The sequence below is a fragment of the Kitasatospora sp. NPDC090091 genome (assembly GCF_044747365.1).
Lineage (GTDB): Bacteria > Actinomycetota > Actinomycetes > Streptomycetales > Streptomycetaceae > Kitasatospora.
Genome location: NZ_JBIVDY010000007.1, coordinates 303521 through 322023, shown reverse-complemented (window position 1 = coordinate 322023; position 18503 = coordinate 303521). Strand labels below are relative to the sequence as shown.

Sequence of the window (18503 nt, the reverse complement as noted above, 5' to 3'; positions counted from 1 at the left end):
CGGACCGGCGCGGGGTCGGCGGACGGAAAGGCCCCCGGCCCGGCGCCGCTCGGGGGGTTGGGCGAGGCGCCGGACCGGGGGAGTCCATTACGTGGGGGCGTCGGGTGGGGCGCCGGGGCTCAGGCGGCCGTCGCGCTCGCGGCGCCGCCGCTCTGCGCGGGGACCGGCTCCGGCAGCGCTCCGCCGCCCGCGGGTGCGCCCTCGGGAGCGGGTGCCGCGGTGCCGTGCGTGTCCACCAGGGTCTGCTCGTCGAACGGAGCGTCGCCGGCCAGCACCCGCCGGGCCTGCTCGCGGTCGAGCTCGCCGGTCCAGTGCCCGATCAGCACGGTGGCGACGGCGTTGCCGGCGAAGTTGGTCAGCGCCCGCGCCTCCGACATGAAGCGGTCGATGCCGACGATCAGGCCGACGCCGTCCACCAGTGCTGGTTTGTGCGACTGCAGCCCGCCCGCCAGGGTGGCCAGCCCGGCGCCGGTGACCCCGGCCGCGCCCTTGCTGGCGATGACCATGAAGACCAGCAGCGAGAGCTGCTCGCCCAGCGACATCGGCTTGTCCATCGCCTCGGAGATGAAGATCGAGGCCATGGTGAGGTAGATCGCGGTGCCGTCGAGGTTGAAGCTGTAGCCGGTCGGGACGGTGATGCCGACGACCGGGCGGCTGACGCCGAGGTGCTCCATCTTGGCGATCAGTCGGGGCAGCGCGCTCTCCGAGGACGAGGTGGAGAGGATCAGCAGGAACTCGCGGCCGAGGTAGCGCAGCAGCGCGAACACGTTGACGCCGGCGACCAGCCGCAGCAGCGTGCCGAGCACCACGACCACGAACAGGATGCAGGTGACGTAGAAGCCGATCATGATGACGGCGAGGCTCTTCAGCGCGGCCACACCGGTCGCCCCGACCACCGCGGCCATCGCCCCGAAGGCCCCGATCGGCGCCACCCACATGATCATCGACATGATCCGGAACACCAGCCGCTGCACGTGCTCGATCCCGCGCAGGACCGGCGCGCCGGCCGGGCCCATCGCCTGCAGGGCGAAGCCGGCCAGCAGGGCGATCAGCAGGGTCTGCAGCACCTTGCCCTCGGTGAGGGCGGAGAGCATGGAGGTCGGGATCATCCCGAGCAGGAAGTCGGTCGTGGACTGGGCGTGTCCCGCGGCGGCCTGGGCGTGGCCGGACTTCGCGAGCGCGGCGGTCAGGTGCAGGCCGCCGCCCGGCTCCAGCAGGTTGCCCACCACCAGGCCGATGGCCAGCGCCACGGTCGACATGGTGAGGAAGTAGCCGAGCGCGAGTCCGCCGACCCTGCCGACCTTCGCGGCCTTGGTCACGGAGCCGATGCCCAGCACGATGGTGCAGAAGATCACCGGGCTGATCATCATCTTGATCAGGTTGACGAAGCCGGTCCCGAGCGGCTTCAGCTCGACCGCGAAGGCCGGCGCGACCAGGCCGACCGCGACGCCCGCGACCACCGCCGCGATCACCGCGAGGTAGAGGTAGTGGGTGCGGTCCCGGCGTCTGACCCCCGCCTGGGGCCCTGCTCCAGTGATCGACATCTGCGGCTCCTTCGCCCTGCAGTCCTGGCGGCCCTGGGTGGTGGGCCGCTCCGACTATCGGGCCGGACAGTGACGGGGGTCACGTTTGCGTTCATAGAGTTCATGCCGGGGCCGGGCGGCAGGCGCACGGCCGCAGGTGCCGGGCGGCGCGGCCCCGGGCGTCGGAGGCGGCAGGGCCGCGGTGCGAACGAGGCTCTTGCCGGGCGTCGGCGGTGGTGCACACTGTCTGGCATGTCCGTGCGCACCCACCCCACACCGCGCCGGCGGCCGCGTGGACCGGTGCGCAGCCTGGCCGGACAGCTCTTCGTCGTCCAGGTGGTGATCGTGGCCGCGGTGGTGGCCGGGGGCGCCGTGCTGGCGTACCTGTTCACCGCGGGCCGGGCCGAGGACGCCGCCCGCCGCCAGGTCACCGCGGTCGCCCGCTCGGTGGCGGACTCGCCGTCCGTGCTGGCCGCCGTCGGCGCGCCCGACCCGAGCGCCGTGCTCCAGCCCTACGCCGAGCAGGTCCGCGCGGACACCGGGGTCTCCTTCATCACCGTGATGGACACCGCCGGGGTGCGCTGGACCCACCCGCTGCCCGAGCAGATCGGCAAGACGTTCCTGGGGCACATCGACTGGGCGCTCGCCGGGCAGACCCGCAGCGAGACGTACACCGGGACGCTCGGCCCGTCGGTCCGGGTGGTCACGCCGGTGCTGGACGAGCGGCACCGGGTGGTCGCGCTGGTCAGCGCCGGGATCACGGTGCAGTCGATCTCCGCGCAGCTGCGCGGGCCGCTGCTCGCGCTGGTCGGTGTCGCGGTGGCCGCCCTGGCGGTCGGCGGCGCCGGCACCTACCTCGCCAACTCCCGGCTGCGGCGCCACACCCACGGCATGGGGCCGGCCGAGCTCAGCCACCTCTACGAGTACCACCAGGCCACCCTGCACTCGGTGCGCGAGGGGCTGGTGCTGCTCGACCGCCGGCACCGGGTGGTGCTCTGCAACGACGCCGCCCGCGAACTCCTCGCGCTGGACGGGGAGGTGGAGGGGCGGCCGCTCGACGAGCTGGGGCTGCCGGCGGCGCTGGTGGCCGCCGTGCTCGGGGCCGAGCCGGTCCGGGACGAGGTCCACCTCACCGCCGAGCGGGTGGTGGTGCTCAACACGTCGACCATCGGGACCGGCCTCGGGCGGGTGCTGACCCTCCGTGACCACACCGAACTGCAGTCGCTGAGCGGCGAGTTGGACTCGGTGCGGGGATTCACCGAGGCGCTCGGCGCGCAGGCGCACGAGGCGGCCAACCGATTGCACGCCGTCGTCTCGCTGGTCGAACTCGGGCGGCACCGGGAGGCGGTGGAGTTCGCGACCGCCGAGCTCGAACTCGCCCAGCAGCTGACCGACCGCGTCGTCGCCGCCGTCGGCGAGCCGGTGCTGGCGGCGCTGCTGCTCGGCAAGGCGGCCCAGGCCGCCGAGCGGGGCGTGGAGTTGACGCTCACCGAGGACAGCCGGATCGACGACGGCGTGCTGCCGCCGGGCCTGTCCGCCCGCGATCTGATCACCGTGCTCGGCAACCTGATCGACAACGCGGTGGACGCGGCGATCGCCGGGGCCGCCGAGAGCCCCGACCCGCCCGAGGTCACCGTCACGGCCCGGATCGAGCCCGGTGCGGCGGAGTCCGGTGCGGCGGAGCACGGCGGGGCCGCGTCCTTCGCCGGCGGACACCTGCTGCTCCGCGTCGCCGACACCGGCACCGGCATCGACCCGTCCGCCGTTGCGGACGTGTTCCGGCGCGGCTGGAGCACCAAGCAGGACGACCGCGGTCACGGCCTCGGGCTCGCCCTGGTCGCCCAGGCCGCCCGGCGCAACGGCGGCACCGTCGAGGTCGGCCGCGACCGCGGCGCGGTGCTCACCGTCCGGCTGCCGCTCGGCCGCCCGGCCCGGCTGCCCGAGCCGGTGGCGTCGTGAACCGGCCGGCCGACCGGCCCGCGGACGGGCGCCCGGACCGGTCCTCGGACCGGCCCGCGGACGGGCCCCGCCGCCCCGGTGCGCGCCGCGGTGGCGGGCCCCGCCCGGAGATCACCGTCCTGGTGGTCGAGGACGACCCGGTGGCCGCCGCCGCGCACACCCTCTACGTCGACCGCGAACCCGGCTTCCGCGCCGTCGGCACGGTGCACGGCTGTGCGGAGGCGCTGCGCTTCCTGGAGCGCGCCCGGGCCGCCGGCACGCCCGTCGACCTCACGCTGCTCGACCTCTACCTGCCGGACGGGCACGGCCTGCAGCTCTGCGGCACCCTGCGCGCGGCCGGGCACACCACCGACGTCATCGCCGTCACCTCGGCGCGCGACCTCGCGATGGTGCGGCAGGCGGTCTCGGCCGGCGTGGTCCAGTACCTGCTGAAGCCGTTCAGCGCCGCCGCCCTGCACGACCGCCTGGAGCGGTACGCCCGCTACCGCGACTCCCTCGGGCGCACCGGCGACGCGACCGGCCAGGACGAGGTCGACCAGGCCCTCGCCCTGCTCCGCACGCCCGAACGCACCGCCCTGCCCAAGGGGTTGAGCGCGCCGACGCTGGAGACCGTCGCGGCCGTACTGCGCGAGGCCCGGACCGGGCTCTCCGCGGCGGCGGCCGGCTCCGCCGCAGGCGTCTCGCGCATCACCGCCCGCCGCTACCTGGAGCACCTGGTCGACACCGGCCTCGCCGCCCGCGAGCCCCAGTACGGCAGCGTCGGCCGCCCGGAGCTCTGCTACCGCTGGACGGCCGGCGGGGCGTAGCGGGGCTCGCGGGCGGCCGGGCCTCGGGACTACCGGGCGACGTACTGGGTGAGGAGCGCCTGCACCTCGTAGATGTCGACGCCCTTGGTGAAGTTCTTGGAGATCGGCAGTGCCGCGCCCGAGACCCAGATCTTCAGCTCGGCGTCGAGGTCGAACGACCCGGCCGTCTCCACGGCGTAGTGGGTGATGCTGCGGTAGGGGACCGAGTGGTACTCGGTCTTCTTGCCGGTGATGCCCTGCTTGTCGATCAGGATCATCCGGCGGTCGGTGAACAGGAAGGTGTCGCGCACCAGCTGGTAGGCGGCCTGCACCTGTTCGCCCGCGCCGAGCAGTCGGGCGAACTCCTGCTGGGCCTCGGTGTTGTCCACCCGGTGGGCATTGCCGAAGAGCGCCATGGGGATCCTCTCGTCAGGCACCCGTCCGGGTGCGCGGGAGTCCGAGTCTGGCACGGCGATGATCTTGGATCGCGGGCGCCCCCGTCCCCGCCCGGGCGCCGGGCGAGGAACGGCCGGCCCTCGGCTACACCCGCGTGGCGAGGGCGAGGTAGCGCTCGTCGGTGTCCGTGCAGCGGTCCAGCCGCCAGCCGGCGCCGGCCAGCAGCGGGCGCAGGTTGGGCTCGGCGCGGAGGTCGTCGGGCGTGAGCTCGCGGCCGTGGCGCGCGGCGAGGACGGCGCGGCCGACGGGGTGGAAGAGCGCGAGCGGGGCGCCCGGGCGGGTGACGCGGGCGAGTTCGCGCAGGGCCCGGGCCGGGTCGGGGAGATGGGAGACCAGGCCGGCGGCGAAGACGGCGTCGAGCGAGGCGTCCGGGAGCGGGAGGCGGGCGCAGTCGGCGAGCAGCAGGGCTGCGGTGCCGGGGTGGCGGGCGGCGGCCTCGTCCAGCATCTCCGGGGTGACGTCGGCGCCGAGCACCTGCCCCTCCGGGCCGACCGCGGCGCGCAGCAGGGGCAGCGCGCGGCCGGTGCCGCAGCCGGCGTCCAGTACGGAGTCGCCCGGGCGCAGGCCGAGTTCGGCGATCGCGGCGGCGTAGCGCGGGCCGTCGTCCGGGAAGCGGGCGTCCCAGCCGGCGGCGCGGGCGGCGAAGAACTCGCGGGTGCGGGCCAGTTCGGCCTCGTAGTCGGACGGCGCGGGCGAGGATTCGGGCGACATGGGGCGAGCGTAGCGCGGAAGCCCGTAACCTCCGGGCGGCCCGCTCGTTGGGTGATCGGGCCCGTTGTCACCCGCGCGGGTGATTCTGGCGGCCCTCGGTGTATTCGGCCAGGTCAAGCAAAGTAAAGTTAGGCTTACCTAACTTCTTGGGAGTCCTGCCTTGACGCTCGCCGCCGAGCCCGCCACCGGTCCGACCGTGCCCGCCCAGACCCCCGGCGGCGACGCCATCCTGCGCCGCCAGCGCGTCCGCGAGTCCGCCGCCCGCACGTACGCCCGCTCGTTCCCGATCGTGCCGGTGCGCGCCAACGGCATGACCGTCGAGGGCGCCGACGGCCGCCGCTACCTGGACTGCCTCTCCGGCGCCGGCACGCTCGCGCTCGGCCACAACCACCCGGTGGTGCTGGAGGCGATCCGCCGCACCCTGGACAGCGGCGCCCCGCTCCACCTGCTGGACCTCGCCACCGCCGAGAAGGACGACTTCACCACCGCGCTGTTCGAGAGCCTGCCGGAGGAGTTCGCCGGGCAGGCGCGGGTGCACTTCTGTGGTCCCGCCGGCACCGACGCCGTCGAGGCCGCGCTCAAGCTGATGCAGACCGCCACCGGCCGCTCCGGCTCGCTCGCCTTCACCGGCGCCTACCACGGGATGACCGCCGGGGCCCTCGCGCTCACCGGCAACACCGCCGTCAAGGAGCCGCTGCCGGGCGGCGGCGAGGTGGTCCGGCTGCCCTACCCGTACGCGTACCGCTGCCCGTTCGGCGTCGGCGGGGAGAGCGGCACCGACCTCGCCGCGACCTACGCGGAGCGGCTCCTGGACGACCCCTCGGGCGGGGTGGTCCGGCCGGCCGCGATGATCCTGGAGGCGGTCCAGGGCGAGGGCGGCGTCGTGCCCGCCCCGGACGGCTGGCTGCGCGAGATGCGCCGGATCACCGCCGAGCGCGGCATCCCGCTGATCGTGGACGAGGTGCAGACCGGCGTCGGCCGCACCGGGGCGATGTGGGCGGTCGAGCACAGCGGGATCGTCCCGGACGCGATGGTGCTCTCGAAGGCGATCGGCGGCAGCCTGCCGCTCGCCGTCGTCGTCTACCGCGAGGAGTACGACGGCTGGCGGCCCGGTGCGCACACCGGCACCTTCCGCGGCAACACGCTCGCCATGGCGGCGGGGGCGGCCACGATCCGCTTCGTCGCCGCCCACGGGCTGGCCGAGCGGGCCGCGCTGGTCGGCGCCCGGATGGCCGAGCGGCTGCGCGCGCTGGCCGGCGAGCTCCCGGTGATCGGCGACGTGCGCGGCCGCGGGCTGATGATCGGCGTCGAGCTGGTCGACCCCGACGCCGAACCGGACGCCTGCGGGGCCCGGCCGGCCGCGCCCGCACTCGCCGTCAGGGTGCGCGAGGCGTGCCTGGCCCGCGGGCTGATCGTCGAACTCGGCGGCCGGCACGACGCGGTGCTGCGCCTGCTGCCACCGCTCACCATCACCGACGAGCAGGCCGACGCCGTCCTCGACCGGCTGGCGGACGCGATCGCGTCGGTGGCCGCGGGGGACAGGGGGGCTGCGGGGCACGCGGGGGACGCCGCAGGCAGAGCCAGGGCCGCCTCCGGCACGGCTGCGGCGGCCGCCTCGGCGGGGACGCGGTGAGCGGCGCGGGCGGGGGCGGCGACGCGGGCGGGGACGGCGACGCGGGTGACGGCCCGGAGGTGCCCGGCGGTGGTGACCTCCCGGACGACCCCTGGGGGGCCGGTGCTCCGGACGGCCTCGGTGCTCCCGGCGCGCCCGGCGGCGGCCCCGGCGGGCCCGAGCCCGGGAGGTCCGGCGACCCCGGGATGCCCGACGACCCGTCCGCCGGGCTCGACGCGCTCGCCGGCGGTGCGGGCGGCCCGGGCGCCCTCGGTCCGCTGCTGGCCACCGTGCTGGACGCCCTGGACGCCGGCGCCGCCCGCCGCGTCGGGCCGCTGCCGGCCGGACACCCGGGGCAGGTCGCCGCGCTGGTCGCCGAAGCACTGGCCGCGGCGAGCGGAGCGGATGCCCTGGCCCGCCTCACCGAGGTGCTCGCCCGCGGCGCCGCCGATCCCGCCGACCCGGCCTGCGCCGCCCACCTGCACTGCCCGCCGCTGGCCGTGGCCGCCGCCGCCGACCTCGCCGTCAGCGCGCTCAACCCCTCCCAGGACTCCTGGGACCAGGCGCCCGCCGCCACCGCGCTGGAGACCGCGCTGCTCGCCGAGCTCGCCGCCCTGGTCGGCTTCGACCCGGCCCGCGCCGCCGGCGTGCTCACCTCCGGCGGCACCGAGTCGAACCTGATGGGCCTGATGCTGGCCCGCGACCAGAAGCTGGACGGCATCGTCGAGCTGGACGGCCTCCCGGCCGGTGCCCGGCCCCGGATCATCGCCTCGGAGGCCGCGCACTTCTCCGTCCAGCGCGCCGCCGCCCTGCTCGGCCTCGGCGAGCGGGCCGTCGTCACCGTCCCCGTCGACCGCGAACTGCGCATGCACCCGGCCGCCCTGGAACGCGTCCTGGCCGAGACCAGCTGGGCCGGGAACACCCCGATCGCCGTGGTCGCGACCGCCGGCACCACCGACACCGGGGCGATCGACCCGCTGCACACCGCGGCCGACCTCGCCGCCCGCTACGGCGCCTGGCTGCACGTCGACGCCGCGTACGGGGGCGGCGCGCTGCTCTCCGACCGGCTCGCGCCGCTGCTCGACGGCATCGCCCGGGCCGACTCGGTCTCGCTGGACTGGCACAAGCTCGGCTGGCAGCCCGCCGCCGCCGGGATCTTCCTGGTGCGGCGGGCCGAGACCTACGTGTCGCTCGCCCGCCGCGCCGAGTACCTCAACCCGGCCGACGACGAACAGGCCGGCTACCCCAGCCTGTTGGGCCTGTCGCTGCGCACCACCCGGCGGGCCGACGCCTTCAAGATCGCGGTCACCCTGCGCACCCTCGGGCGGGCGGGCCTCGGCCGGCTGGTCGACGCCTGCCACCTGCTGGCGCGCGGCGCCGCCGAGGCCGTGCGGGCCGAGCCCGAACTGGAGCTGCACGCCGAACCGGTCCTCACCACCGTGGTGTTCCGCTACCGCCCGCCGGGCGAGCACGACGGGGCCGCGCTCGACGCGGTCAACGCCGAGCTGCGCCGGACGCTGCTGCGCACCGGCCGCGCCGTCGTCGGCCGGACCGAACTGCCCGGCGAGGGGCCGGGCCGGGTCCGGTTGAAGCTCACCCTGCTGAATCCGCACGCCGCCGCGGCCGAGATCGGGGCGCTGCTGCACGAGGTGGTGCGCATCGGCCGGGAGACCCGGCCGGCGTAGGCCCTGTCGGGTGCTCGGCGGTGCGGCGGTGGGCGCATCGCCCGGTGGTCGGCGCACCCGGGCCCGGTGCCTGGATTCCAAAACAACGCCTATTCCCCGGGCGGATGTTGGAGGAAGTCACACTGGTGTGACATGCTGCCCGAGGGATATTCCGCCGCCGCCGAAAAGCCTCCGTGGACATACCTTCGCGCGGGAGTACAGGCCGATTTCGGCCGCCCGGAGATCAGATTCCGCCAACCCCCCGGCAGGGCTTGCGGAGATCCCGAGAACCGGCGGTAACTTCATGTGGTCGCCGCCCCACCAAGCGCACACGGCTCTCCGGGGCAGGCCGCCTGACCAGGCGCGCACTATCGGCATGCGGTGAGCTCACCCTTACATCCGGGTGAACTCCGCCTACCCGCCGTGCAATTCCGTGAATCCCGGTGGAACCGTGCGAACCGGTACCGGCCGGCGTGAACCGCGTGCACCGGAGGAGCCGGCGGGAACCGTACGAAGCCGCGCGCGACGAATCCCTTGACCATTTCTGCGAAGCGGAGACCAGGCATGCGCGAAACCCTCCCGGGAGAAAGCGCCGTCACCATCGACCGGACCGCGTACGAGGCATTTCCGTTCTCCGCCCGCTGCCGGGAGATCTGGCGGCACGGCGACCACCTGCTCATCGGCGTGAGCCCGGGAAACAGCTACTTCAGTCACCGCCGGATATCCGAACTCATCAGATGGGGGAGCGAGTTCTTCGAGCGCATCGACATCGTCCACGCGGACCTGCACGTCGAGGCGCAGTTCGCGGCCTTCGGCTACACCGCCGAGCACGCCCGGCGGCGGGCTGCCAAGGAGGTCAAGGCCACCGCCCGGCGGATCGCGCGCGGCGCCGAGGAGGCCGGCGAACCCGACAACGTCCGGGCCCACGCGCTCTCCGAGTTCACCGGCCACCCCGCGTACGGGCGGCTGCACCACCAGGTGGTCGACGCGCTGCGGACCGACCGGGAGTTCCGCGCGGCCGCCGAGCGCATGGCGCGCGGCTTCCTGGCCGCCCGGATGGACGAGGGCCTGGCGCCGAACGAGCAGCAGCTCGCCGCCGGCCTGCAGTACATCGCCGCAGAGCTGCCGTTCTTCCTGGACACCCCGGCGCTGCTCGGAGTGGCCTCCTCGGTCAGCTGCTACCACATCGAACTCCCGCTCACCCCCGTCCTGTTCGGCCGTGACGAAGGCCTGCGGGCGGCGCCCGGCCAGGCGTACGCGGTGGTCCGTCCGGCCGCCCCGCCGCTGTCCGTGACGGCCGAGCTGCCGGCCCGCGCCGCCTGAGCCGGCCACGCCTCCCCGCACCCACGCCTCCCTGCCGTTCCGTTCCGTTCCCGCACGCCCGCACGCCCGCACGCCTTCCCGCCCGCACGCCTTCCCGCCCGTACCGCCCCGATCCGCAACGGAGTTCAGCCATGACCGATCCCACCTTCCCGCTCTCCCGCAGAGGCGACGTGTTGCCGGAGGAGGCGAGCCGGCTGCGCGAGGAGCAGCCCGTCGCCCGGGTCCGCACCATGACCGGTGACCCCGCCTGGCTGGTCAGCAGCTACGCGCTGGCCAAGCAGGTGCTGGAGGACGAGCGGTTCAGCCTCAAGGACACCGCCAACCCGGGCGTCCCGCGCCAGTACGCGCTGACCATCCCGCCGGAGGTGGTCGACAACATGGGCAACATCAACAGCGCGGGACTGCGCAACGCCGTCATGAAGACCCTCTCGCCCCGTGCGGACAAGGAGCTGGACGGCTGGCTGCAGGCGCAGGCCCACCGGCTGATCGACGCGCTGGTCGAGCAGGGCGCGCCGGCCGAGCTGCGCGACGGCTTCACCGAGCCGTACTCGGCCGCCCTGCACTGCCGGCTGCTCGGCATCCCGACCGACGACTGGCGGCGCCTGACGGCCGGCATCGACGTGGCCTTCCTGACCAGCCCCGTCCCGTTCGAGGGTGCCGCGCCCAACTGGTACAAGGACCTCGGCTACATGGTGGCGCGTCTCAACGCCGACCCGGAGCCCAAGGAGGGCCTGCTCGGCCGGTTCGCCGAACTGCGCCGCTCGCCCGAGGCGTCCGACCGGGTGGGTGACGAGCTGCTGGCCACCGTCGCGCTGTCGCTGTTCGGTGCGGGTGCCGTCTCCACCTCGTCGTTCCTGCTGCACGCGATCATCTACCTCGCGCAGCAGCCGGAGCTGGCGGAGCGGCTGCGCCGGGAGCCGGCGCTGATCGGCCGGGCGGTGGACGAGCTGCTGCGGGTGAACCTCTCCATCGGCGACGCGCTGCCCCGGATCGCGCTCGCGGACGTCCGGCTGGGCGACGTGGAGGTGAAGGAGGGCGAGCTGGTGCTGGTGCTGGTCGAGGGTGCCAACTACGACCCGGCGGTCTTCCCGGAGCCGGAGCGCATCGACTTCGACCGGGCCTCCAACCCGCACCTCGCATTCGGCGCCGGCCGCCACTTCTGCCCGGCGTCGGCGCTCGGCCGCACCCACGCGGAGATCGCGATCACGGCGCTGGTCGAGCGCCTGCCGGGCCTGCGGCTGGCCCTGCCGGTCGAGCAGCTGGCCTGGCGGCCCGGCTTCATCAAGCGCCTGCCGGAGCGGCTCCCCGTCGTCTGGTGAGCCCGCAGGGTGAGTCCGTCGGGCGAGCCCGCAGGGCGTGGGCCCGCGGCCGACCGGACAGGACCCGGCCGCTTCTAGTCCTCCGGGCCGAGCAGGATGGCGCGGGTCCGCTCCCAGGTCTCCCGGTCGGCGGCCACCAGGAGTCCGTTCTCGCAGCCCGGCGCCTCCGGGCGGTAGGGGCTGCCGTCCAGGCGGGCGGAGACCCCGCCGGCCTCGCTGACCAGGAGCGAGCCGGGGGCGTGGTCCCAGGGCAGGGTGCGCCAGTACAGGATGAAGTCCAGCCCGCCCTCGGCGAGCTCCGGGTACTCGATCCCGGCGGCGTGCCGGCCCGGGCTCACCTCGCCGAAGGCCGCGGTGTTCGCCTCCACCCGGCGGCGCTGCTCCGGGTTCAGGAAACGGCTCTTCACCGCGCCGCGCCACTTGGCGGGGGTGGCCGGCGCGGGCGGCCGGGTGAGGCGGTGGCCGTTGCGCCAGGCGCCGGCGCCCAGCTCGGCGGTGTAGCAGACGGCGTTGGACGGCTGCCAGATCCACGAGGCCACGGTCTGGCCGGAGCGGACCAGGGAGGCCATCACGGCGTAGTCGGGGCGGCCGGCGATGAAGTTGGACGTCCCGTCCACCGGGTCGACCAGCCAGACGGCGGGCTCGGAGTGCAGGGCGCGGGCGAGGGCGGGATCGGCGGCGACGGCCTCCTCACCGACCACCGGGACGGGCAGCAGCTCGCGCAGGCGTCGCTCGATGATCGCCTCGGCCTCGCGGTCGGCGATGGTCACCACCTCACCGGGGGCCTTCTCCATCACCTCGCCGGCGGTCAGCGCCCGGAACCGCGGCTCCACCGCCTCGGCAGACGCCTCGGCGAGGATCTCCGCCACCCTGTCCATCAGCACTGCGCGCTCCCTTCGCTGGCTACCACTCTCGCACGTCTGTGCGGTGCCGACCTGCGGCAGGGGGCCGGACCGGGGGCGCTCCGGCAGTGAGGTGATGGCCCCGGGGGTGGTCGGCCGAACGACTTCCGGCCGACAGACTTCAGAGTCTGTCGGCTGAAAGTTGTTCGCCGGAAGCCGCAAGCCGCCGGAAGCCGCCGGAAGCCGCCGGAAGCCGGCCGCCGGCAGCCCGCCCTCAGCCGGTCGCCGCCGAACCGTCGTCGTCGAGGTAGTGGAAGCCCGGGTGCGGGTGCATCAGGAAGTCGTGGTGCGAGATGTTCCACGCGTAGGCGCCCGCCATCGCGAAGAGCACCCGGTCTCCCGTGCGCAGCCCGTCCGCGGCCGGCGCGCTGCGCGCGAGGACGTCCTTCGGGGTGCAGAGCTGGCCCGCCAGGGTGGCCCGGCCCGTGGTGACGGCCGGGCGCGGCCACGGGTGCGCCCAGGCCCCGACCGGCAGCACGGTGAACGGCTGGTCGTGCCCGCGGGTGGCCGGTGTGCGCAGGTGGTGGGTGCCGCCGCGGACGACCGCGAAGTCCTCCCCGTGGCTCTGCTTCACGTCCAGCACCTCGGTGGCGTACCAGCCGCAGTACGCCGTCAGCGCGCGGCCCGGCTCGATCCGCAGGTTCAGCCCGGGGTGGCGGTCGAGCAGCTTGCCGAGGCCCTCGCCGAACGCGGTCCAGTCGAAGCGCGCCTGTGGGTCGGCGTAGTCGACGGCCATGCCGCCGCCCACGTTTACCTCGTCGAGCGTGACCGCGTGCCGTTCGGCCAGCCGCGCCGACCAGCCGACGATCTGCTCGGCGAGGGCCAGCTGCTCCGCCGCGGCCAGCCCGCTCGCCAGGTGGGCGTGCACGCCGCGCAGCCGCAGCCGCGGGCGGAGCGCGCCGAACGGGCCGAGCGGGTCGGTCAGCAGGCGGGCGCACGCCTCGGCGCGCTCCGGGTCCAGGCCGAACGGCGTCGGCCGGCCGCCCATCGCCAGGGCGACCGCGTCCAGGGCGCCCGCGCCCACCGGCAGGTTCACCCGTAGCAGCACGTCCACCGAGGCCTGCGGCCGGTCGGTCAGGGCGGCGGCGAGCCGGTACAGCTCCTGCTCGCTCTCGACGTGCCAGCGGTGCACCCCGGCCTCGACGGCGGCCGCGATCTCGGCCGCCGTCTTGCCCGGCCCGCCGAAGGCCAGCGGGGCGTCCGGCACGGACTGCCGCACGTGCGCCAACTCGCCGCCGCTGGAAACCTCGTAGCCGTCGACGGCGGACCGCAGCGCGGCCAGCACCGGGGCGTCGGGGTTGGCCTTGGCGGCGTAGTACAGCTCGACGCGCTCGGGCAGCGCGGCCCGGACGGCGGCGGCGTGCGCGCGCAGCACCGCCAGGTCGTGGACGAAGGCGGGCAGCGCGTCCGGCGCCAGCCCGGCGACGTGCCGGCGGACGGTGTCGGTCATCGGGTGCCTCCCAGCGGCAGGGTGTCGTTCATCGGGCGCTCCACGCCGGCGTGCGGCCGGCGCTCTGCGGCGCCAGCTGCGCCGCGCCGGCCAGGACCGAGCGGCCGAGCGGGGAGGGCAGCCGCACGTAGCCGGCCTCGCGGTCGGGGCGGCGCTCCCAGCGGGTCAGCAGGTTGGCCTTGGCCGGCAGCGGCACCCCGGCGAGCAGCGCGCGCAGCCGGGGCGGGCGGCCGTGGGCGGCGGCGTACTCCTCCAGCACGCGGCGCACGGCCTCCCAGAGGGCGCCCTCCGCCTCCGGGTGGCGGTCGGCGAGGGCGGCGAGCAGCTCGGCGACGTGGTTGACCAGGAGGCAGTAGACCACCCGGTCCCAGCCGCGTTCGGCGTCGTAGGCCATCGGTCCGGCCACCTCGGGCGGCAGGGCGGCCAGCACCGCGGCGTTCCGCTCGGGGACGAGCTTGGTGCCCTCCAGGTCGCGGAAGACCACCTGGGCGGGGCGGCCGTCGGCGTCCACCCCGATCAGCACGTTCTGCAGGTGCGGCTCCAGCACGACGCCGTGGTCGAAGTAGGCGGCCAGCACCGGCGGGACGAGCAGCCGCAGGTAGGCGGTCCACCAGTCCAGGGCCGCCCGCGCGTCGGCGTCCGGGCCGAGCAGCTGCGAGATGTGGGCCGAGCTGGTCGGATGCTCGTCGGCCACGGCCGCGGCCAGCAGCGGGGTGACGCCGGGGCGCACCAGGCCGGTGAAGCCCTCGCGGACGATCAGGCCGAAGCCCTCGTAGAGCGACCGGTCGGGAAGGCCGTCCGCGCCGGGCAGCGCCAGCGTGCGGAAGGCCGGCTCGCGCAGCATCGCGGCGTCCGGGAAGCGCTCGGCGAGGTCGGTCAGCGCCGGGGCGAGCAGCCGGGTCAGGGCCACCGCGCCGGTCAGCTCGTAGGCGGCGTTCTTGCGCAGGCAGTTGGTGATCCGCACGTTGAGGCTGAACTTCAGGAACGCGCCCGCGCCGTGCAGGGTGCGCACCGAGGCGGTGGCGGCGAACGGCTCGCCGCCGGGGCCGAGGTCCAGGATGTCCCCGCGCTCCAGGGCGCCGCGCAACAGCGGGTGGTCGGCGAGGAGTTGGAACTGCCAGGGGTGTGCGGGCAGCAGCCGGTAGCCGGCCGGCACCTCGCACAGGCCGTCCAGCAGTGCGGTCGCCGCCGGGTCGGTCGAGGACTCGGCGACGAGCTCCTCCCGGACGGCCAGGTGGCGCAGCCGGAACTCGGCCCGCGACTCGGGCGCGTAGGAGCGCCAGTCGCCGCGCTCGGCGGAGCGGGACTTGGGCGCGGGGTGGAAGCGGTGCCCGAAGAGCAGGGCCTGCTCGGACTCCAGGTAGCGGTCCGGTCCGGCGGCGGGGCGGTTCTCCAGCCCGGCCAGCACGCCGGAGTGGCTGGACGCCAGCTGGTCGAGGAACTCCTCGTTCACCGTTCCGGTGCGCAGCTCCAGCTCCCCCTGGACGTGGTCGGCGAGCGAGCGCCAGTCCAGCTCGGACCAGCCGTCGGGGCGTTCCTCCTCCACCGGGCCGGTGAAGCGGTGCGCGCCGAGCAGCGAGGTGCGGCGCAGCGCGACCCGCAGCAGGACGCCGCGCCGGGGCAGCCGGAGCAGCAGCCGGCCGTCGGCGACGGCGGTCTGGTGCTCGGGTGCGGAGACCTCGCGCAGCAGGCAGTTGAGCAGGGTGTGGGCCACCGCATGGTCGGCGGTCGGCAGTTCGCGGGTCATCGGTGACTCCAGCGCTTGGGGGAGGGGGCGGCGAGTGCGGTGGCCGCGGCGGCGGCCAGCAGTGCGGCGGCGGTGCCGACCAGCACGGGGGCGGCGGCGCCGAACCGGCCGTTGGCCAGTGCCGCGACGGCACCGGCGACCACGGCGCCGCCCTTGGAGACGAATTCGAGGGTGCCGAACATCCGGCCCGGTGCCCGTCCCCGTGCGGCCTCGGCGGCCAGCACGGAGAGGCAGACCAGGCCCAGGGTGAGCCCGGCGCCGAGCAGCAGCCGGACGGCCACGAAGACCGGCAGCGAGTATGCGACGGCGTGTCCGGCCAGGCCGAGGGCCACGAAGCCGAAGCCGAGCGCGATCCCGGCGCGCGGGCGGGTGAGGAAGGCGGTGTGGGTGCGGGCGGCGAACGCCAGGTAGCAGAGGTGCGGCAGCGCGAACAGCACGCCGGTGGTGGTCTCGGAGACCCCGGGGAGCCGTTCCTCGGCCAGGGATATCAGATAGGGGAAGGAGATGATCGTCGTGAAGACGAAGGCGAATTCGAAGGCGTAGAGCGCGGTGAGCGGCGTGCAGGCGGCCGCGGCCGGTTCGGCCTCGTCCGCCGCCCCGGCCCCGCCGGCGTTCGCGGTGCCGACGCCGCCCCCGATCGCGCCTCCGCTCTCGCCTTCGGCGTCGCCGGTGCAGACCGTGGCGGCGGCCGGCCGGCCCGGCTCCGGCAGCAGCGAGAGCAGCACGGCGGCGGCCAGCGGCAGGACGGCCATCAGCAGGTACTGCCGGTGCGGGTCGATCCACGGCGACAGCGTGCCGACCAGGATGGGGGCGGCGACCAGGGCGGCCCGTGCACTGCCCTGCATCAGGGTGAGCGCCCGGGAGAGCCGTGCGCCGTCGAGGGCCGCGGCCAGGTAGCCGTTGGTCGCGGCGAAGGTGCCGCCCAGGAATCCCTGGAGGACCAGGGCGAGCGTGAACGCGGGCAGGCTGTCGGCGGCGCCGGCGAGCAGGAAGGAGACGGTGAGCCCGAGTTGGGCGCGGAGCAGCAGGCGCTTGCGGCCGAACCGGTCGGCGAGCCGCCCCCAGAGCGGGGCGCCGAGCGCGCTGAACACCGTCGGCACGATGTAGAGCACGCCGGCCCACCGGCCCTGGGCGTCGCCCAGCGTGGGCAGGATCGCCGTGAGGTACGGCGGCAGGCCGAGCGCGGCGAAGGAGGCGACGAAGTAGCAGGCGGCGACGGCGTGCACCTGGCGCCGGCCGAGGCCGCCGGCGCGGGCGGTCTCGCCGGCGGGCAGCTTCGCCAGGGTGTCGACCGTCATCGGGTGGCCCCCGGCGGCGTGACGCGGTGCGGCAGCAGGTAGTTGGGCCCGCTGGTGTAGTGCTTGTTGATGTCGGTGGCGCCGGAGCGCTGCTTGCTGAGCAGCGTGCCGGCGGTGACCATCGCCTTCACCGGCAGCCGTTCGGCGTCCAGCAGGTCGGCGCGCAGGGATTCGCCCGCCGGGCCGATCCGGTCCACCGCCTCGGCGAGCCGCTTGCGCAGCAGCGCCATGGTGTCGTCGAGTCCGGCGCGCCCGTGGGCGGCCAGGCCGAAGGCGAGGGAGGCGGTGCACAGATGGCCGGTGATGGTCGTGAAGAGGTCGGTCAGCGGCCGGTCGGTGTCGCCGAACATCCGCTGGTGGTCGTCGAACTCAGATGGATCCGGGGCGAGTTCGCCGAGCTCGGTGGCGAGTCGCGGGCCGTTGATCCGGGGGCCGTCGTTGTCCTTGTAGAGCAGCCGCAGCCTGGTCCGGCCGTCGCTCCGGTCCAGCACCAGCGACGTGTTCTGCTGGTGCGACTCCAGGGCGATGCCGTAGCGGAAGAGCGTGGTCTGCCAGTCGAACAGCAGGGCGAGGAAGGCGTCGTAGAGGGCCAGCGGGTCGCCGCCGTAGAAGCGGTCCGCGAGGTGGTCGACCACCAGTCGGCCGCCGGGCGCGGGGGCCAGCAACGAGGCGAGCGGGACGGTCACGGTGTCGCCCAGCTCGGCCGGGTAGCGGCGCAGCAGGACGGCCAGCAGCTCGTGCCCGGTTTCGAGGTAGCACTGCTCGTCGGCGTGCAGGACCGTGGCGACGAAGCGCGGTTCGCGGCCGATGACGGTCTCCAGCAGACGCTGGCCGGCGGCGCCGTCGGGCAGCACGCCGGGCTTGATGGTGCGGCGGTTCTTCAGGCCGAGCGTGGCGGTGGCCAGCGGCAGCTTCAGGTGGCAGGCCGGGTCCTCGGCGACGGCGACGGTGCGCATGGACAGCGTCGGTACGACGGTCAGGTACGGCCGGTCGGCGAGCACGGCCCGCCCGGTCAGGCCGAGGGCGTCCAGCGCCTCGTCGAGCGGCGCTCCGACGGAGAGCGGGTGGACGGGCAGGGTGAGCCAGTCGCCGTCGAGGTCGAGGCCGAGCCAGGCCGGGGCGGGCCACCAGCTGGGCAGCGGCTGCTCGCCGCGCCGGCGGACGTCGCCGGCCGGCACGGCCAGCCAGCGGAGTTCGAAGGCCGGGTGGAACTCGGGGGCGTAGGAGCGCAGTTGTGGCTCGCCGAGCCCGGAGCGTCCGCGGGCGGTCGGGTATACCGGGTGGTCGAGGTGGGCGGCGAGGGTGTCCTGCCCGAGGGTGGCGGCGAGGCCGGTCCAATGGGCGGGGTCGGGGCCGTACAGGTCGGTGAGCGCCGCGTGCACCTCGCCCCGGACGCGCTCGTGCAGCTCCATGGTGGCCAGGGTCTGCCGGCACTCCTCGGCGAAGGCGGCCCAGCCGTCCCGGTCCTCGGGGTCGGCCAGCCCGGCGAGCGCGGTCAGGATCGGGTCCAGCCCGGTCAGCCGGGCGCCGTCGAGCTCCAGCAGCGGCAGCCGGGCGGCGTACTCGCTCTGGAAGCCCTCCTCGGCGACGGGCAGGGCGAGTGCGTGCTGGGGCAGGGTGAGCCAGCGGCCGTCCGCGCGGTCGGCCGGGACGCTGCGGGTGCGCAGGCCGAGGACGTCCTCGCGCAGCAGGGCGGAGAGCACCCGGATCGTCAGCTGCCGGGCGGTGGGGGAGGGGGCCGCGGAGCTCACGGC

14 protein-coding genes are annotated in these 18503 nt (G+C 75.4%); 6 read left to right on the top strand and 8 right to left on the bottom strand.

From position 1 onward, the window contains the following. Window positions 1-119: 119 nt before the first annotated feature. Window positions 120-1544 (bottom strand): cation:dicarboxylate symporter family transporter, encoded by a 1425-nt coding sequence (locus ACIPSC_RS15105; RefSeq protein WP_400825976.1) that lies wholly within the window; start codon window positions 1542-1544, stop codon window positions 120-122. A 231-nt stretch (window positions 1545-1775) separates the two neighbouring features. Here ACIPSC_RS15105 and ACIPSC_RS15100 point away from each other — a divergent pair, with 231 nt between their 5' ends. Beyond that, window positions 1776-3482 carry an ATP-binding protein gene (locus tag ACIPSC_RS15100; protein ID WP_400825974.1) on the top strand — a complete coding sequence of 569 codons (1707 nt, stop codon included), beginning with the start codon at window positions 1776-1778 and terminating at the stop codon, window positions 3480-3482. 110 nt (window positions 3483-3592) lie between these two features. Next, window positions 3593-4288, top strand: a complete 696-nt coding sequence (locus ACIPSC_RS15095) for a response regulator (protein ID WP_400826105.1) — start codon at window positions 3593-3595, stop codon at window positions 4286-4288. A 29-nt stretch (window positions 4289-4317) separates the two neighbouring features. Here the strand turns inward: ACIPSC_RS15095 and ACIPSC_RS15090 are convergent, their stop codons facing one another. Continuing rightward, window positions 4318-4683 (bottom strand): PH domain-containing protein, encoded by a 366-nt coding sequence (locus tag ACIPSC_RS15090; protein ID WP_400825972.1) that lies wholly within the window; start codon window positions 4681-4683, stop codon window positions 4318-4320. Window positions 4684-4807: 124 nt separating this feature from the next. Beyond that, on the bottom strand, window positions 4808-5434 hold the full coding sequence (locus tag ACIPSC_RS15085) for a class I SAM-dependent methyltransferase (RefSeq protein WP_400825970.1): 627 nt from the start codon (window positions 5432-5434) through the stop codon (window positions 4808-4810). Window positions 5435-5594: 160 nt separating this feature from the next. On the opposite strand from ACIPSC_RS15085, the gene ACIPSC_RS15080 reads away from it, so the two are divergent. The 4 genes from ACIPSC_RS15080 to ACIPSC_RS15065 all read left to right on the top strand — a co-directional run bounded on the left by ACIPSC_RS15080 (window position 5595) and on the right by ACIPSC_RS15065 (window position 11352). Continuing rightward, window positions 5595-7067 (top strand): diaminobutyrate--2-oxoglutarate transaminase family protein, encoded by a 1473-nt coding sequence (locus tag ACIPSC_RS15080; protein ID WP_400825968.1) that lies wholly within the window; start codon window positions 5595-5597, stop codon window positions 7065-7067. A gap of 185 nt (window positions 7068-7252) precedes the next feature. After that, window positions 7253-8731 (top strand): pyridoxal phosphate-dependent decarboxylase family protein, encoded by a 1479-nt coding sequence (locus ACIPSC_RS15075; RefSeq protein ID WP_400826103.1) that lies wholly within the window; start codon window positions 7253-7255, stop codon window positions 8729-8731. A gap of 543 nt (window positions 8732-9274) precedes the next feature. Continuing rightward, a complete protein-coding gene (locus ACIPSC_RS15070) occupies window positions 9275-10033 on the top strand; it encodes a tRNA-dependent cyclodipeptide synthase (RefSeq protein ID WP_400825966.1) in 759 nt (252 codons plus the stop codon). A gap of 131 nt (window positions 10034-10164) precedes the next feature. Next, entirely contained in the window at window positions 10165-11352 is a 1188-nt protein-coding gene (locus ACIPSC_RS15065; protein WP_400825963.1) for a cytochrome P450, read from the top strand. Between the two features lie 74 nt (window positions 11353-11426). On the opposite strand, the gene ACIPSC_RS15060 is transcribed toward ACIPSC_RS15065, so the two are convergent. From ACIPSC_RS15060 to ACIPSC_RS15040, 5 genes are all read right to left on the bottom strand, one after another. Continuing rightward, window positions 11427-12230, bottom strand: coding sequence for an inositol monophosphatase family protein (locus ACIPSC_RS15060; protein ID WP_400826101.1), 804 nt, complete (start codon window positions 12228-12230; stop codon window positions 11427-11429). Window positions 12231-12468: 238 nt separating this feature from the next. Continuing rightward, a complete protein-coding gene (locus tag ACIPSC_RS15055) occupies window positions 12469-13704 on the bottom strand; it encodes a type III PLP-dependent enzyme (RefSeq protein ID WP_400825961.1) in 1236 nt (411 codons plus the stop codon). 28 nt (window positions 13705-13732) lie between these two features. Further along, window positions 13733-15451: an IucA/IucC family protein gene (locus ACIPSC_RS15050; protein ID WP_400825958.1), complete on the bottom strand. Its 1719-nt coding sequence runs from the start codon at window positions 15449-15451 to the stop codon at window positions 13733-13735. Further along, a complete protein-coding gene (locus tag ACIPSC_RS15045) occupies window positions 15448-16749 on the bottom strand; it encodes an MFS transporter (protein ID WP_400825957.1) in 1302 nt (433 codons plus the stop codon). Before ACIPSC_RS15045 ends, ACIPSC_RS15050 begins: the two co-directional genes overlap by 4 nt. After that, window positions 16746-18500, bottom strand: coding sequence for an IucA/IucC family protein (locus ACIPSC_RS15040; RefSeq protein ID WP_400826099.1), 1755 nt, complete (start codon window positions 18498-18500; stop codon window positions 16746-16748). Before ACIPSC_RS15040 ends, ACIPSC_RS15045 begins: the two co-directional genes overlap by 4 nt. Window positions 18501-18503: the final 3 nt, after the last annotated feature.